Annotated in this window: 12 protein-coding genes and 2 pseudogenes; 9 read left to right on the top strand and 5 right to left on the bottom strand. The window is 59.1% G+C overall.

Annotated elements, in window-relative coordinates:
- Positions 1-531, top strand: coding sequence for a LysR substrate-binding domain-containing protein (locus MF410_RS27780; RefSeq protein WP_343228888.1), 531 nt, complete (start codon positions 1-3; stop codon positions 529-531).
- 461 nt (positions 532-992) lie between these two features.
- Here MF410_RS27780 and MF410_RS27785 read toward each other — a convergent pair whose 3' ends face one another.
- Positions 993-2,984, bottom strand: a complete 1,992-nt coding sequence (locus MF410_RS27785; RefSeq protein WP_222135069.1) for an AI-2E family transporter — start codon at positions 2,982-2,984, stop codon at positions 993-995.
- Between the two features lie 523 nt (positions 2,985-3,507).
- On the opposite strand from MF410_RS27785, the gene MF410_RS27790 reads away from it, so the two are divergent.
- Both MF410_RS27790 and MF410_RS27795 read left to right on the top strand, forming a co-directional pair.
- Positions 3,508-3,813, top strand: coding sequence for a hypothetical protein (locus MF410_RS27790; RefSeq protein WP_131711423.1), 306 nt, complete (start codon positions 3,508-3,510; stop codon positions 3,811-3,813).
- A gap of 600 nt (positions 3,814-4,413) precedes the next feature.
- A pseudogene (locus MF410_RS27795) lies at positions 4,414-4,596 on the top strand (hypothetical protein); the annotation flags it as partial.
- 311 nt (positions 4,597-4,907) lie between these two features.
- Here MF410_RS27795 and MF410_RS27800 read toward each other — a convergent pair.
- Positions 4,908-5,990 carry an ROK family transcriptional regulator gene (locus tag MF410_RS27800; protein ID WP_239620656.1) on the bottom strand — a complete coding sequence of 361 codons (1,083 nt, stop codon included), beginning with the start codon at positions 5,988-5,990 and terminating at the stop codon, positions 4,908-4,910.
- Between the two features lie 295 nt (positions 5,991-6,285).
- Here MF410_RS27800 and MF410_RS36810 point away from each other — a divergent pair.
- The 6 genes and pseudogenes from MF410_RS36810 to MF410_RS27835 all read left to right on the top strand — a co-directional run bounded on the left by MF410_RS36810 (position 6,286) and on the right by MF410_RS27835 (position 12,662).
- Positions 6,286-8,870: pseudogene (locus MF410_RS36810) on the top strand (ATP-binding cassette domain-containing protein).
- Positions 8,870-9,880 carry an ABC transporter permease gene (locus tag MF410_RS27815; RefSeq protein WP_131711426.1) on the top strand — a complete coding sequence of 337 codons (1,011 nt, stop codon included), beginning with the start codon at positions 8,870-8,872 and terminating at the stop codon, positions 9,878-9,880. The pseudogene MF410_RS36810 and the gene MF410_RS27815 overlap by 1 nt, the downstream one beginning before the upstream one ends.
- A gap of 51 nt (positions 9,881-9,931) precedes the next feature.
- On the top strand, positions 9,932-10,936 hold the full coding sequence (locus MF410_RS27820) for a rhamnose ABC transporter substrate-binding protein (protein ID WP_064649948.1): 1,005 nt from the start codon (positions 9,932-9,934) through the stop codon (positions 10,934-10,936).
- 65 nt (positions 10,937-11,001) lie between these two features.
- A complete protein-coding gene (locus MF410_RS27825) occupies positions 11,002-11,766 on the top strand; it encodes a glutamine amidotransferase (protein ID WP_222135050.1) in 765 nt (254 codons plus the stop codon).
- A gap of 160 nt (positions 11,767-11,926) precedes the next feature.
- Positions 11,927-12,172 carry a hypothetical protein gene (locus MF410_RS27830; RefSeq protein ID WP_239620659.1) on the top strand — a complete coding sequence of 82 codons (246 nt, stop codon included), beginning with the start codon at positions 11,927-11,929 and terminating at the stop codon, positions 12,170-12,172.
- 61 nt (positions 12,173-12,233) lie between these two features.
- A complete protein-coding gene (locus MF410_RS27835) occupies positions 12,234-12,662 on the top strand; it encodes a GGDEF domain-containing protein (protein WP_239620662.1) in 429 nt (142 codons plus the stop codon).
- A 249-nt stretch (positions 12,663-12,911) separates the two neighbouring features.
- On the opposite strand, the gene MF410_RS27840 is transcribed toward MF410_RS27835, so the two are convergent.
- The 3 genes from MF410_RS27840 to MF410_RS27850 all read right to left on the bottom strand — a co-directional run bounded on the left by MF410_RS27840 (position 12,912) and on the right by MF410_RS27850 (position 15,183).
- Positions 12,912-13,211: an I78 family peptidase inhibitor gene (locus MF410_RS27840; protein ID WP_082933888.1), complete on the bottom strand. Its 300-nt coding sequence runs from the start codon at positions 13,209-13,211 to the stop codon at positions 12,912-12,914.
- A gap of 98 nt (positions 13,212-13,309) precedes the next feature.
- Positions 13,310-14,305 carry a Gfo/Idh/MocA family oxidoreductase gene (locus MF410_RS27845; protein WP_131711428.1) on the bottom strand — a complete coding sequence of 332 codons (996 nt, stop codon included), beginning with the start codon at positions 14,303-14,305 and terminating at the stop codon, positions 13,310-13,312.
- Positions 14,302-15,183, bottom strand: a complete 882-nt coding sequence (locus MF410_RS27850) for a sugar phosphate isomerase/epimerase family protein (RefSeq protein WP_131711429.1) — start codon at positions 15,181-15,183, stop codon at positions 14,302-14,304. Before MF410_RS27850 ends, MF410_RS27845 begins: the two co-directional genes overlap by 4 nt.
- Positions 15,184-15,231: the final 48 nt, after the last annotated feature.

The following is a 15,231-nucleotide window of genomic DNA, read 5'->3' on the forward strand; positions in this document are numbered from 1 at the left end:
ATCGCGCCCGGCTCCGACCTTCAGATACTTACCAACGGCGCACTGGTGGATTTTTCGCGTGACGGCGTTGATCTTGCCGTGCGCCACGGCGTCGGTCGCTATCCTGGCTTGCGGAGCTATCGCGTCGTTTCCGTCGAGATGGTGCCAGTTGCGGCGCCGTCACTTGTTGAGCACTTGGGTATGCCGGAACTGTCTGACGAACTGACGCGGTGGCCGCAAGTTCACGACGCCGACCGGAAGGGCTGGAGCCTCTGGTTTCAAGCGCAAGGCATCGACGAGATCGAGGTCCCTCGCGGCCCCTCCTTTAACGACTCCAGCCTACTCCTCAGCGCTGTGATCGCCGGCCAAGGTGCAGGCCTGCTCCCGGCCGCGATGGTGGCGCTCGATGTGAACGAAGGGCGCCTCGTCAAGCTCGCGAAACCGACCCATATGGAGACGTTCGCCTATTACCTGGTCTATCCCGAAGAGAAGCACAGCAATCTGAAAGTTTCTGCCCTTAGAGATTGGATTCTCGGCGCCGCTTCCACTTAACGAAAATACGCACCGTAAACCTCGTAATCGACCCAATGTGCGCCGGATACTCCGGCGGGGCCGGAGGCTCATGTCAACGGCGGGAGATCGATGTCATTTGATCAGCCGTTCAGCGGCATCCGTCAGTCGGGGGGGCCGCAGCCAACCCGCCAGCCGATGGGGAAATTGTCGTGAATGAGGCGGTGAAATCGAGCGTCCTGGGAACGGTCGCCGACCAGCAGGAGCCCGCGGTGGAACGCAAGGGCAGAACATCCTCTTGGATTACGGGCACATCGGCCTAACCCTAATTGGTCGAGCACCGTGTCATTACCTCGTGGAATCAATGTCGGCCGAGAACGGACGAATGACGCGCAGCTCCTGGCGTTCGGCCGCTCCGAGACGCATTGGAGCGTTGACGAATACGACGTAGGACTTCTGGTCCCATCACATCTAGTTCCGGCATATCCGGGCAAGACTTGCCGCTAAATTCTGGACTGTGCGGGGGGTATGCCTGTCTTTTTCGAGGATCGCCTCGTTCGAATTTTGCGCGCGGGCGTCACCAATGATGCTGGTGCATCGGCGAGTGCCTCGCGGGCAGCTGAGGTCAAGGTGGTGGCAACGAAATCCGCCTCCCGAAGCGCAGGCGGTTGCTCTTCCTCCTGATTTTCCACCCAAAGGACCGCGCCGACCCGAATGGCCGGGTATATGCGCTTGAACCGACGAACAAGTATGGTGGCGTGCCTTGCGGAGTCCTCGTTGAGGAAGCAAACCACGACGGCGTTCGATTGTTTCGGAACGAGGCTCATGGCACGGCGATTGGGGATGTCAGAATGCCTCGCTGCGACCACCTCGGCTCCCTGTACCTGAAGAATCTGGGCAAGCATCGCAGCCGACGCGTCGTCGAGCGGGCCCCTGCCTCCGACGCAAAAGACGGTCTTGCCCCGTCCATCAGGTAGTTCGCTTTCATCCCCATTTCCTTCCTTGAGGGGGGTGGTGGGCCGACCTGCCGCTTCCGTCTCCTTCTGTTCGTCTTCCTCTTCCTGCTCTTCTTCCTCCGCGATTTCCCCGAGGTTCGAGACCAGTGTGATGGCGGTCCCGAACACCTGTTCCATCTGCTCCGCGGTCAAGACGCCTCGACGCCTGTCCTTCTCCGCGAGTAGAAGGGCGGGAATGGCAACCTTGCCATAGTAATCCTCCAGATAATCCTCCTCGAGGAACTCCTCAGCGTAGTCGGTCGCCTCATCGGGATCGCCGGCAAGAAGCCGCTGGTACAGCCGCTCCTTGGGATCGAGCACCGGGTCACTACCAAAAACGACCTCAAGGAACTCGAACTGCGGGACATACCGGCCCAACACTGCAAGACACACGGTCAGGGGCGTGGACAGCACAAGACCGACTGGTCCCCACAGCCATGCCCAAAAAATCGCCGCGACGATGATTGCCAGCGGAGAGAGGCCGGTACGAGAACCATAGAGCCAGGGCTCGATGACGTTATTGCTGGTCAGTTCCAGCACGACGAAAATGGCCGAAACCCAGAGAACAAGGCTCCAGCCAGGGTCTACTGCAAAGGCCAGGAACAGCGGCAGAACTGTAGCGATGACAGGCCCGATATAGGGGACAAATCGAAGGACGATGGCCAGCATCCCCCAGAGCGCTGGATTTGGAATGCCAACCGCCCACAGTCCAAGAGCCAATGGAACGCCATAAGCGCAGTTCACCACCAACTGCATAAGAAGATACCGTGCGACGCGGCTTCCCGCCTCCTGGATGGCTTCTGTTGTGCGATGCAGATCGCCATAGCCAACGAGCCGGATAAAGCGATCGCGAAGCTCTTCCCGTTCCAACAGCATGAATATTACCACGACGATGATCAAACCCAATGAGGCGATGGGACCAAGCAGAGGACCAATCAGGCTAGTGAGCGTTTCAATTGGTCTACTCGGCGCGAATATCTCGACGAGCACAGGCTCCCTTGGTCTCGATGCGGTACCGGGAGCAACTGGGCGCTCCTCCGCATTGCTGAGCTCACGACCGACGCTTTCAACGACTGACGTCAGGCGCCGCACAATGCCACTATCCGTTCCACTTTCCTGCAGAGAGCGGATTTTCGCTATGATATTGCCCTGGTAGGCCGGAAGGTTCTGCGCAACTTCGGCAATGTGTCCCGCTACGACAAGCCCGAACAGGACAAGGACAAGAAAAGCGAGCACGACAGTGATAATGACCGCCGGAATACGAGGCAGGCCAAGCTTTCGAAGACGGGAGGAAATGGGAGCCAAGGCGAACGTCAACAGGACTGCGATTGCTAGAGGTAGAAGTACTTCCTTGCCGAAATACAGAATAGCAATAACAGCGAGTACACTCGCGAAGGCAGGCATTCGTGATGGGGAGGATGGCGAGGTCGAATATACACGTCGGGGGACGAGGTCTTTTTCCAATTCCGCCTCCGTGAACTTGGCGTTGCTCGAAGACATCGACATGTCGGTCGCTCTCGCCAAGTCCTTGCAATTAGGGCGCTGTGTGGCCACGGCAATGGTTGGGACCCCACCTCCCTTGACGGCCTTTAGGGCATCGTGTGCGGAGGTGACCGCATGGGCAGAGAGACAGCCAGCAAAAATCCGCAACAAATGTCGGCCGCCGATATCTACCATCACTTCCCAGCAAGCCTGCGGTGGCGGCCGCAATCGCGGAAGGTCTGATTATCACGGGAGAAAATTGTCAAATGGCACCTGATTGTGGCCCTGGTGAAGTGGGATCGGCCTGACAGCGATCTGCCGGCTTGTGCAGCCGTCGAGGCATACTATCTCTGGTGTAAGCCCAAACCCGGAGCATCGCCATGGATCGATGAGCACCCAATATGCTGGCAGCGAAAGTTTGGATCGAAATTTTTCCGCCGGAGCGCGAAACGTTTACGGCGGACTCAACGACATGTCCCTGCTGTCGAAAGATACGACCGGCATCGATCATGAATGACGATAGCTGCGGAATCTGCGACGAATGCCTGACACCATGACGGCTTGCAGAGAAACACCTTCACCTCTTCTGGCGACGTTCGAAGACGCGCTTGCGAAATTGCCCGACGGTTATCTCGACGGACATTTTGATCAGCGATCATGGGGCGTGACCGTCAAGCGGTCGCAGGATGGCAAACGGATCTGGCTATACGGAGAGGAGCTTAGCGGAACAAATATCGTCAGCTTCAACCTCTATCGATTGGCTGGACCGGGGTCGATCCTAAAGCCGTGCGAAATGTCCACTGCCAAGGTGATCGAGTTCGTTGTCGGTTTCGAGCCCAGTACCTGAGAACGCTGCCTCCCGACCACAATGGTGGAAAAATAAGCGGAGATTTCTGTTGCATTGCAGCAAGCGCATGGCTGCACTGCGACCTGAGCGCTGGCGGTCGGGGCACCCTCTGATATCTTAAGTCAGCGAAGCAATGCACTCCTCCCGCAAAGCTTCGGACCCGGGTTCCGCTCGTTGCGAGCGGCGCTTTGCTAACCCTCCTGCGGCTGACCTTTGAACCGGTCAAGCCGTGCGCGAACTGGCGCCGGCGCGGAAGCGCCTTTGCCTTGATATGCTCATTGTTTGAAGGAGGCGCGCCTGCGATGGCAGTCACGGCGGCGCAAGTATGCGACCGGCTAGCCGCGGTACATGTTGATCGCCGCGACGCCTGAAACACCACGTCTCGACAAGGGAGGATCGACTTGAGCAATCAATGGGATCTTTCGACCGGTAAGTGCAGGGCAACTCGTCTGCAACGTTGCGCAAAACTTCTCGCTCTCTAAAAGCCACTTAACGTTCCCGGACATTCGGAGCCGAGCTATCAACCGCTAAGGTGGGGCGCTTGAAATCCGTCAGCGGAAAACCATCTGACGCGTGACTTCTGCAAAATGGGGATTGTCGATGACGACAGTAGAAGAGCGGCAGCCTGAGCAACATGCGTTCGAAGCGGATGTCAGTCGGCTGCTCCACATGATGGTGCACTCGGCTTACTCCGACAAAGATGTCTTCCTCCGGGAATTGATCTCGAATGCCGCAGATGCCTGCGAAAAGCTACGTTACGACTCGATTTCCCAGCCCCGACTCCCGATCGCGCTGGTTTCTATACATCCCGGCCGCAAACTGCTCCGTGAGGATGAATCAAAGGCTAAGCAACATGGTTAATCACATGGATATATCCCGTTAATGGACAGGGCTGTGGCTGAAACCTCAATCGCCTTGGTGAAAACCAAGGGCACGGTCAACTTCCTACGAGCCAATCAAGAGCGGCTTCTTATCGTTGCCCTTTTTCATAAGGACGCCGGTATCTGGCCCGAACATCAGGTAAAGCGGAAGAATGCTTGCTCCGAGCGCAGAACCCCGGGCTCCCAGAGCGCCGGCGGCGATCGTGGGTGCGATCAGGCCGGGGGCACCATCTCCGAAAAACATTGCCGGACGCGGGCAACGGTCTCCATCAGCAGTGGGGCGGGGAGAAGCCCATCGATGACAATGGCTTCGACATCGATGACAGAAATGCTTCCGATGATTGCCTGGGCAAGGGCATCCGCGCAGTCATCCTGCCATTCCGAGACCAGGGTCCGCGCGGCGGCCGGCATCGGGTCGAGATCCCGGACACGTTTTATGTCTATCCCGTTTGTTTTAAGATGATGGACGAGCGTGTAGATCGACGCCCGATGCAGCAGGACTTCGAATTTTCCAGTCGGCTTTGGAGCGGAGCTTAAAGTTGAATGTGTGACCGGGAAAGGCCCGAACGCGGCCGTATTGCCGTTCGGACCGGTCTGCAACGTTCCGTCGACGACAAGCCCTCCGCCGACGAATGTGCTGAGCGAAATATGCAGGAAATCGGAAAACTTCTTGCCCAATCCGTAGACCAGTTCGGCGACGGCGGCTGCTGACGCGTCGTTCTCGATCATGACGGGAAGATTGTGCGTGTCTGAGAAATGGGCTTTCAGGTCAAAGGACCGCCAGGCGAGCTGGACATCACCGGGAAAGCCCAGCTCCTCGTCCCACCCGCCGATGAAATAAGGGGCTGATATCCCGATGCCGATCAGGCGCGAACTTTCGTCGCTCCCGAGCTGGGTCCTGAACCGCCCGATCGCCCCGTCACCGAGACGCCTTATGCTCTCAGGATCCGGATGGTCGTAGTCATGGGTCTCGAATGCGCAGGTTTGCCCGGCAAAATCGATCAGGATGGCATCCATGGCCCTGCGGCCGATATGAAAGCCGATCGAATAGGCTCCGCTGCTGGCAAGTCCGTACATGGCAGATGGCTGGCCCTTGCCGCCGAAGCGTTTGCCGTTTTCGACCAGGTAGCCGCCGGCGACGAGAGCCTCGACGATCGCAGCGACAGCTGGTGGCGTAAGATGCGCGAACCGCGCGATCTCTGCCTTCGACGCTTGGCCGAAACGCCGAACGGCATCCAGGACAACGCGCTCGTTGTAGTGACGGAGCTGGACGGAATTGCTGCCTTTTCCTGCCATCCGATTCCACCGTTGAAAACCATAGTCAAAAGCACTTTGCTTTAAGCGCATGCCGGTGCGCCACACCTAGCGCGACCGCTGAATGAACGCAACTCGTTGCGCCGGAAGCAAAAACCGTCTCCCCAGATAATCATTAAGACGAGGCTTGACGACATTCAACCATTATTATAGTAAATTGCTTTAATAAATGCCCGATGGGAGTTGGGGCGAGAGATACGCTCTCGGTCATGAGGAGGCATCGAACAGATGACGTGCTGTGCAGGGTTAGCGATTCCGGTTATGTCGGACGCTCGGAATGCTTGAAATTTCAGGCCGTCAAACCGCGGCGCCAACGATGGAGGCCGGCCAGGTCGTCGCGTCGCTCGAAGGCGTCACGAAGGTTTTTGGCGGCACCGTCGCCGTTGCGGATGTGTCTATCCAACTGCGCGCAGGCGAAGTGCTGGCCCTGCTTGGGGAGAATGGGGCGGGCAAAAGTACCTGCGTCAAGCTGCTCGCCGGCGTGCATCGCCCAGATGGCGGCCAGGTCTCCATTCTGGGGAAAGCCGTCACATTCGCGTCCCCGCTGGAAGCCCAGCATGCCGGCGTCGCGGTTATGCATCAGCATCCGGGTCTCTTTCCCGATCTCAGCATTGCTGAAAATCTCTTCATCGGACAGACCGGGCTGCGTTGGAAACTTGACCACCTGTATATGCGCTCCGAAGCGGCGCGCCTCCTTACGCTCGTCGGCCTCGAGGTGGATGTCACGGCGCCCTTGGGGGGCTTCGGACATCAGAGCAGCAATTGGTCGAAATTGCCCGTGCGCTTTCGCTCGACGCGCGCGTTCTGATCATGGACGAACCGACCGCGGCCCTGTCCCAAAGAGAGGTGGAGCGGTTGTTCACAGTCGTGGACAATCTCCGGTCCCAAGGGGTGGCGATGATGTTCGTCGGCCATCGCATGGACGAGATCTATCGCGTCGCCGATCGTATCGCCGTCCTGCGCGACGGGCGACATGTCGGAACGGAAGTCGCGGCTGATCTGTCTCGGGAACGTGCCGTTCAGATGATGGTCGGGCGCGCGCTGGACGGGCTCTATCCTCGCAACAGCGCCTCCCCGGGCGGGGTAGTTCTCGATGTTAAGGGGTTGTCCTGCGATGGCTCGTTCAAGGATGTGTCGTTTCAGTTGAGAGCGGGCGAGATTCTGGGGTTCGGCGGATTGGTCGGCAGTGGCCGTACCGACATTGCCCGGGTGTTGTTCGGGATCGATCAGCCGACTGCGGGAACAATCAGGATCGATGGCAAGGCACTGCGCTTCGCCTCTCCTAAAGATGCCATGGACAATGGCGTCGCCTATGTTTCCGAAGACCGGATCGGGCAGAGCCTGGTGATGGATTTCTCCATTTTGAACAATGCGTCGTTGACCGTGCTCGACAAGGCGACCCGAGGTGGGTTGATGTCGCGCGAGAGGGAGCTTGACCTTGCAAAGCCGTTTCTCGATCGCCTTCGGCTGCGTTTCAAATCCTTCGATCAGCCGGTCGGCGCGTTGTCCGGCGGCAACCAGCAAAAGGTCGTTCTGGCAAAATGGCTGGCGACCAATCCTCGCATCCTTATCCTCGACGAGCCGACGCAAGGCATCGACGTTCAGACCAAGGCCGATGTGCATGCGATGATGGCTGATCTCGCCGGCAAAGGCATGGCGATCATCCTGATCTCATCCGAGCTGCCAGAACTGCTAGGCATGGCCGACCGGATGATCGTGCTGAGAGAAGGTTTGGTTACGGCCGAATTCCTCCACGACGAGGCCACGCAAGAAAAGGTGATCGGTGCTGCGACAGACGCGATCGTCAAGAAGGTGGACGGCGAGATTGTCGCCAAGCCGGTCCCGCATCAAGAGGAAAAATTGGAGCTCCCGGAAAGAGCGGCGCAGGGCACATGGCGGCGGGTTCTCGCCCGCCGGGAATTGGGCCTGTTTGCGGCCATTGCAGCTGTCGTCATTCCGATTTCAATATTGAACATACGTATGCTCAGCGGCGCAAATCTATCCGCCCTGGCAATGGATGCCGGCCTTCTGATGATCGTCGCAGTCGCCCAAATGCTTGTTGTCATCACCCGAAGCATTGATCTTTCCGTGGCTGCGATCATAGGCCTTGCAGCCTATGGAGCGGCCTCGACGATCCATCTGCATCCCGAGATCGGCGTGATGGGTGGGGTCGTATTGGCTTGTGCGATCGGGCTCGCCGCAGGCTTCCTGAATGGGCTCATCGTGACCTACGGCCGCGTACCGGCCATCGTCGTCACGCTCGGCACCATGTCCATCTTCCGGGGCATCAACAGCCTCTGGGCCGGCGGAACGCAAGTGAGTGCCGACCAGGTGCCGCAAGCCTGGCTGGATATGACAGCGGCAAATATTCTCGGGGTTCCGGCTGTCCTCCTGATCGCCATCGCCACGCTGCTCGTCGTCGCCTACATCCTGCGAAATACCTCGATCGGTCGAGAAATGTTCGCCATCGGTTCCAATCCCGGCGGAGCGAGCCTCATCGGCATTCCCTCGCGGGCGCGCATCCTCATGGCGTTTTCGGCAGCCGGGCTTCTGGCCGGGTTCGACGGTGCGCTCTGGGCTTCGCGCTATGCCACAGTCGATGCACGCGTTGCCTACGGTTTCGAGTTGACGGTGATTGCGGCTGTCGTCGTCGGCGGCATTGCCGTGCGTGGCGGCTCCGGCACGGTGCTCGGCGTCGCCGCCGGCGCCTTGATGCTGCTCATCATCAACAACGGGCTGACACTCGTACGTGTCGATCCACTTTGGCTGCAGGGGGTCTATGGCCTCGTCATTCTCGCCGCCATCGGCATCGACGCACTCGTCGCCCGCCGCGCCGCCGGCAAGCGCAAGGGAGCACATTGATGGACACAAATTCCGAGCGCAATTCCGACTTCGTCACCCGCTTTGCCAACTGGGATAATTTCCTGGCGGCGCTGACGATCGCCGTTATCGCCTACGCTCTCCTGGGCGTGCCGAACTTCGCTTCCGTCTTCAATATTTCGCAGGCCGTTGCCGGCATTTCGGAAAGGGCGCTCATCGTGTTGCCGATGGTGCTGCTGATTATCGCGCGCGAAATCGACCTGTCCGTCGGCAGCATATTGGCGCTCACCAGCGTGATCTTCGGTTTGCTCATCCAGCAGGGCGCGCCACTCCTTCTGGCCATTCCGGTAACACTTGTCGCCGGCGGAATTTGCGGTGGCTTCAACGGCGTGCTGGTGACCAAGCTCGGTCTTCCCTCGCTTGTCGTGACGCTCGGAACGATGGCCCTGTTTCGCGGCGTTGCCTATATTCTGCTCGGCTCGGACTCCATCAACGATTTTCCCGACAGCTTCCTCGATTTCGGCATCGATACTGTCGGCACATCGCCGGTGCCGCGGACTATTCTTCCCTTCCTGCTGCTTGCCCCGATTTTCGCCATATCGCTTCAAAAGATGCCGCTCGGCCGGCGCATCTATGCGATCGGAGGGAGCCCTGACGCCGCGCGTTATTCCGGCATTCGCCTGGCTCGCACCGTGTTCGGCCTGTTCGTCACATCTGGTGTGATTTGCGCGGCAGCCGGCATGGTCTACGCGGCCCGGCTGGCGAATGCCCGCGCCAACAATGCGGTCGGCATCGAACTCGACGTCATCACCATCGCGCTTCTGGGCGGGATCAGCGTCTTCGGCGGGCGTGGCCGGCTGACCGGCGTGCTGTGGGCATTGCTTCTGGTCGCCACCATCCGCAACGTCCTTGGTCTGCTGCAGATCGGCGGCGACGCGCAGGGGACGGTCATCGGCCTTCTGCTCATCGTTTCACTGCTGGCCAGCAATGCGGCGGAGCGCGTCTTTGCCAGCGTTCGAACGCGATATTTCAAAGTCAAAGCAGGCGAGTAGTTTCCGGGGCTAGCCTGCTTCATTCAACCGGATATCTTGAGGAGGAACGTCATGACATCGCATCTTATTAGAAGCCTGCTGGTCGCGGGCAGCGTGATCGCAAGCATCGCGGCGGCAAACGCGCAGGAATGCGCCAAGGAACCGGTCACGGTCGGCTTCCTGCCGAAACTGGACACCGACCCCTATTTCCAGGTCGCGCAAACAGGTGCGGAAGAAGCTGCAAAGGAAATCGGCGGCAAGGCGATCAAGCAGGCTCCGTCGCAGGCGACCGCCGAGGCGCAGATCGATTTCATCAACAATCTGGTTTCGCAAAAAGTCGGTGTCATCGCGATCTCCGCCAACGACGCCAATGCCGTAGCCCCCGCTTTGCGCCGCGCAGCCAAGCAGGGTGTGAAAGTCGTATCCTATGATTCCGACGTGTCGACTGCCGCCCGTTCCGTCTTCCTCAACCAGGCGGCCGGCGACAGCCTGGCCGAAATGATGCTGGAATCGATGGGACAGATGATCAACTACGACGGTGAGTTTGCGATCCTGTCGTCGACGCCGACGGCGACGAACCAGAATGCCTGGATCGACTTCATGAAGAAGACCATGGCGGCCGACAAGAAATACGCCAAGATGAAGCTCGTTCAAGTCGCCTATGGCCAGGAGAGCGAACAGGTCAATCAGCAGCAGGCTCTGGCCCTGGCACAGGCATTTCCGAACCTCAAGGGCATCATCATTCCGGCAGGCATCGGCTTGCCCGCGGCTGCCCGTGCCATGGACCAGGCGGGTCTTCTCGGTAAGATCAAGCTGACCGGTCTTGCTCCAGCCACCCTCATCAAGAAATACATCCAGAACGGCTCGGTCCAGGACATTTGGTGGAACGTCAAGGATCTTGGCTATCTCACCTACTATGCGGCCCAGGCCGTCGCGCAGTGCAAATTGACCGGCAAGGAGGGCGAGACCTTCGAAGCCGGCAGGCTGGGTTCCTACAAGGTTGGCGCAAAAGGCGAAGTTCTTCTCGGACCAGCTGACATCGTGACGCCGGCAAACGTCGAAGAATTCAAGTTCTGAAATCCTCGAGCTGAAGGGTGGCGCCGCATGGCTCCACCCGTTCCAATTGACATCGGGAGGCCACCATGAAGCCAGTGTTGCTCGCCGGCGAGACGTTTCACGTCACGTCCTTTGCCGCCAAGGGATATGAGGTTGGAGCATCGTCACGCTATTCCAACGGTGCCGAGCGCTATATTCAAGGCCTCGCGGCGCAGGACATCGCGGTCGTCCAGATCGGCGGCGAGCGCTGCGAAAGCGAATTCCCGACGACACTGGAAGGCCTTACGGCCTATTCCGTCGTCCTGCTCTCCGATGTGGGTGCGCTGTCGCTTCTCTATACCCCGCAGACGAGGGCGGGCCGCCGCTCCGTCAATCGCCTCGAGCTTCTTAGGGACTGGGTGGAAAAAGGCGGGGCGCTGATGATGGCGGGCGGATATTGCAGCTTTCAAGGCATCGATGGTCTTGCCATGTTTCGTGGCACCGCTGTCGAGGAATGCCTGCCTATCGAGTGTTTTCCCGGACCGGATGGCTTAGAGGCGCCAGAGGGCTTGGACCCGGTCATTCATGAAATCGGTCATTCGATACTGGCGGGAGTGCCATCGCCTATACCTTATCTCCTTGGCATGAACCGCGTTGCCGCCCGCGGCGGTACGGAGACGAAAACACTGATCCATTGCCGCCATCGCACAGGACAAATGCCGCTCCTATCGGTTCGCGATTATGGCGCCGGCCGAACCCTGGCTTGGACGACCGATATCGGCCCGCACTGGCTGTCGCAGGAGTTCATGCGATGGCCCGGCTATGATCTGCTGATGGCCAATATGATCCGCTGGCTCGCTCGAGAAATTTAGGACGCCCTGCGTCGCAACGATGTGGTAGCCAAGAGAGGATTTTGGCCATTCGCGGCGAAATCTCGACGAAATGGACGCATAAATCAATTTTTATCGATGTGTTTCAACGCATTTTAAATTCATGAGCCCATAGCGATTTCACTTCGTCACGGTGGTATTGATGCGTCGTATTGTCGAAAAGGCTATTTTAACTGGACTGCTTTCAGTGTTCGCCTCCCTGGCTCTTACGTTGATCATTGTTCCGTTGTTGGGCGGGCAAGTGGCAGGCGCTGGGCTATTCATGACGATTTTTTGCCCCCTGGCGATATCGATCCCGGCTTCGGCGCTGCATTTTACTCAGTCGGAAAAAGTCCGACGCGCTGAAGCTGCGACAAAAGAGGCATTGAACAATCGCCGAGGCTTATGACGCCCTTCGCGTCCAATCTCGCAGGGATGGCCTGACGGGGATTCTCACTCGCAGCGCCTTCATGGAAGATCTAGACGCGACCAGTCAGCGCGGCATATCCGGCGCCTTGCTGTTTCTGGACCTGGACTATTTCAAGTCGATCAACGACCGATATGGTCATGCGACCGGCGATGAAGCTCTTCGCTGCACCGGTCGTGTCCTCGCCCGCTACCAAGGACAGTCAGATTTCGCGGGACGCCTCGGGGGCGAAGAGTTCGGTCTGTTTCAAGGCAATTTGACGGCTGCCGAGATGCTTATGCGTTGCGAGGAAATTCGGGAAGAGATCGCGCGTATCGATCTGCGATCTCCGTCAGGTTCGAAAGTGCGAATGTCGGCGAGTGTCGGCGTGTTTCATTGCCAGCCGGGGTTCCATCCCCACTCTTGTTTGAAAGCCGCGGACGAAAACCTTTATCAGGCCAAAGTCTCGGGTAGAAACATGGTCATCGGGTAGCTCTCGAGCGTGTGTCCGATGATCTAGAAAGACTTCTCCACTCTCGCAGGTAGTGCTGGAGAGCGACGGCAGGATATTCAGGCACCGCCTGGACACTTGGCCACAGCAGGCGATTCCGCGCGAGTTTGGCAGCACCTCGCGACGTCGGACCGTGAGCCAGCATTGCGCGGCTATTGGTCCCAAGGCTCACAGCTAGCCGCATTCCCGTTTCGACCAAGTGCAATGCACTCACAGCATTTTGCGTCAATATCATCCGCAGGTGGCTCTCAGCACCCGGCCGGAGGCGGGATCGGTCTCGATGGTAATTCGGTCAGCTCTGTAATCATGTGTAACGGGCTGGTCGGGTGCGATCTGACGCGCAATGGTTGCTCCGGTTGTCCGCCTGGCCTCCTCGTCGGTCGGCTTGGGCTTTCCAATGAGTGTTTGCGCGGCCGCGGCATCGCATCGGCCACTTTTAACTTCGGACGTTGTACCAGCTGAACACGCCACCAAAGGCGGAACTGCGCTCACGAATACCAGACCAGTTAGAACACGGACTGCATGCAGCATTGATTTTCCTCTCTTCCTACCGACGGTTAGTCCAGCAGTGCGCGGACCGGACCTACTGGTGCTGGGGAGTATGTTGAAATCTTGACCAGGCAGTCCTGTCACAGGCTTAGCTCGCGCCGCATGGTCTCCAGCCGCTCCATGGCGATGACGCCGTCGGCAATGGTCGGTGCCGCGGTTTGAGCCCCGCCAAGCGCCGGGACGACGTCGGCGAGCAGCGAATAATAACCCTTTGGGTCTTCATTCGCGGCAGCCGTGAAGTTCGGCTTCCAGGTCAGGGTATCGACGTGGTCAGCAAGTGTCGCGGCCGGATCATCTGTCTTGAAGGGCGGGTTGCGATGCCAGCGGACCTCGATGACATTCTCGACCTCGATACGCTGATGGTCGCCCATCAGTTCGATGCGTTCGACAGGCGTGCCCCGAGACTGAATGGTACCCATGGCGATGTTACCGATGGCGCCGCACTCGAATTCGAAGCCGATATGGAAGAGAACGCGGCCCGGCGTTTTTTCCACCTTGCGCGCGGACATCGAACGCACGGGCGAGACGAGGAAGGAGACGAGGTCCATGTAATGCACGCAATGATGCAGGAAGAAGCCGGTATAATCGACGTTGCCTGCGAAGTAGCCGGGCGCCGTCATGTAATAGCCGGTCAGGCCTAGAACGTCGCCGAAACGGCCCGATTTGACGATATTGGCGGCGATTTTGTTGCCGATCGAATAGCGCTTCATAAAGCCGACAAGGAGCGGCTTTTTGGCCTTTTCGGATGCAGCAAGAAGCTCTCGTGCGCCGGCCGCCGAGCCCGAAGGCGGTTTCTCCATGAACACGCCGAGACCACGCTCGAGAGCCGCCTTGCCGAAAGCGAGATGCTGATCTGGACCGACGGCCATGCCGACGGCATCGAGGCCGGGGGTGCGAAGCAGCGATTCGACATCGCTGGCCAATACCTGGACGCCGAACTGCCGGCCCGCATCGGCAAGCCGTTTTCCGTCTATATCACAGAGCGCCGCGATCTGGACGTCATGGCGGACAAGTTGCGGAAGAAGCATCTGGGTAGCGTGGACGCCGCACCCGATCCAACCAATTTTCAATGTCATCGGCGATATTCCGTCAGTGTGAGATGAGACTTGATGAAGGCGCTGGAGGCGCTGAGACGATCGCTTTCATCCTCATGAGGTGGGCGCCATTGCGCGAAGGGAACACCGAACCGATCGTCGGTGCGGCGGAAGGGCTCAAGTGATATCGGCCCTTTATAGCCAACCGCATGCAGGGCGCGGCAGACCGAGACCCAGTCCGTTGCTCCGGTTCCCGGAAAGCCCCGATGGTTCTCGTTCGCCTGGAAATGCACGATCCGGGTGCCGCCAAGAAGAATGGCCTCGGCTATCGAGCTTTCCTCCATGTGCATATGGAAGGTATCGAGCATCAGTTGGATCGCGGGGTGGTCAACGGCATCGAGCAGTTCGATGGCCTGCTGCGTCGTGCACAGCACGTCGCTCTCGAAACGGTTAAGGGGCTCGACGGCCAGCAGAATGCCGGCGGCCTTGGCATAGTCGCCGACCTCGCGCAGACCCGCCACGCAGCGCCGCTTGCGGGCAAGGCGTTCTTCTTCCGCCACGGGCTGGGGCGGGCGGCCGGCAAAGACCAGGGGATTGCCCGTCAGCGGGCCTCCGACGATTTGCGCGCCAAGCGCCTTGGCACAATCGACCGTGTATTTCAGGTAGTCTATGCCGGCGCGATGGGCGTCTCCCTCAGCCGAAGAGAGATTGCGCTGCAGATTGACGCGTGCGGCCAGCACGACGCCGAGCCCGGCATCGTCCAGAGCCTTGCGCGCCTCTTTCATGTCGATCTCGCCGACTTCGGGAACCAGCAGCTCGACGAAATCGTAGCCGTGCTGGCGCATGCGCGTAAAGAGCGGGAAATGCTCGGCCGTGAAAGGCCTTGCATATTGCATGGAGATCAACCCGATCGGGTTCATGTGTGTATCCTCTTTCATCGACCGGCCCGGCATTCGCGGAGCGGTATG

This window comes from Rhizobium sp. C104, from assembly GCF_022354505.1.
Classification (GTDB): domain Bacteria; phylum Pseudomonadota; class Alphaproteobacteria; order Rhizobiales; family Rhizobiaceae; genus Rhizobium; species Rhizobium redzepovicii.

Coding starts and splice junctions, on each gene's coding strand:
- MF410_RS27840 (WP_082933888.1), bottom strand. CDS start 13,211: ATGCTGCATGCAGTCCGTGTTCTAACTGGTCTGGTATTCGTGAGCGCA.
- MF410_RS27800 (WP_239620656.1), bottom strand. CDS start 5,990: ATGGCAGGAAAAGGCAGCAATTCCGTCCAGCTCCGTCACTACAACGAG.
- MF410_RS27815 (WP_131711426.1), top strand. CDS start 8,870: ATGGACACAAATTCCGAGCGCAATTCCGACTTCGTCACCCGCTTTGCC.
- MF410_RS27850 (WP_131711429.1), bottom strand. CDS start 15,183: ATGAACCCGATCGGGTTGATCTCCATGCAATATGCAAGGCCTTTCACG.
- MF410_RS27845 (WP_131711428.1), bottom strand. CDS start 14,305: ATGACATTGAAAATTGGTTGGATCGGGTGCGGCGTCCACGCTACCCAG.
- MF410_RS27785 (WP_222135069.1), bottom strand. CDS start 2,984: ATGTCTTCGAGCAACGCCAAGTTCACGGAGGCGGAATTGGAAAAAGAC.
- MF410_RS27830 (WP_239620659.1), top strand. CDS start 11,927: ATGCGTCGTATTGTCGAAAAGGCTATTTTAACTGGACTGCTTTCAGTG.
- MF410_RS27790 (WP_131711423.1), top strand. CDS start 3,508: ATGCCTGACACCATGACGGCTTGCAGAGAAACACCTTCACCTCTTCTG.
- MF410_RS27825 (WP_222135050.1), top strand. CDS start 11,002: ATGAAGCCAGTGTTGCTCGCCGGCGAGACGTTTCACGTCACGTCCTTT.
- MF410_RS27835 (WP_239620662.1), top strand. CDS start 12,234: ATGGAAGATCTAGACGCGACCAGTCAGCGCGGCATATCCGGCGCCTTG.
- MF410_RS27820 (WP_064649948.1), top strand. CDS start 9,932: ATGACATCGCATCTTATTAGAAGCCTGCTGGTCGCGGGCAGCGTGATC.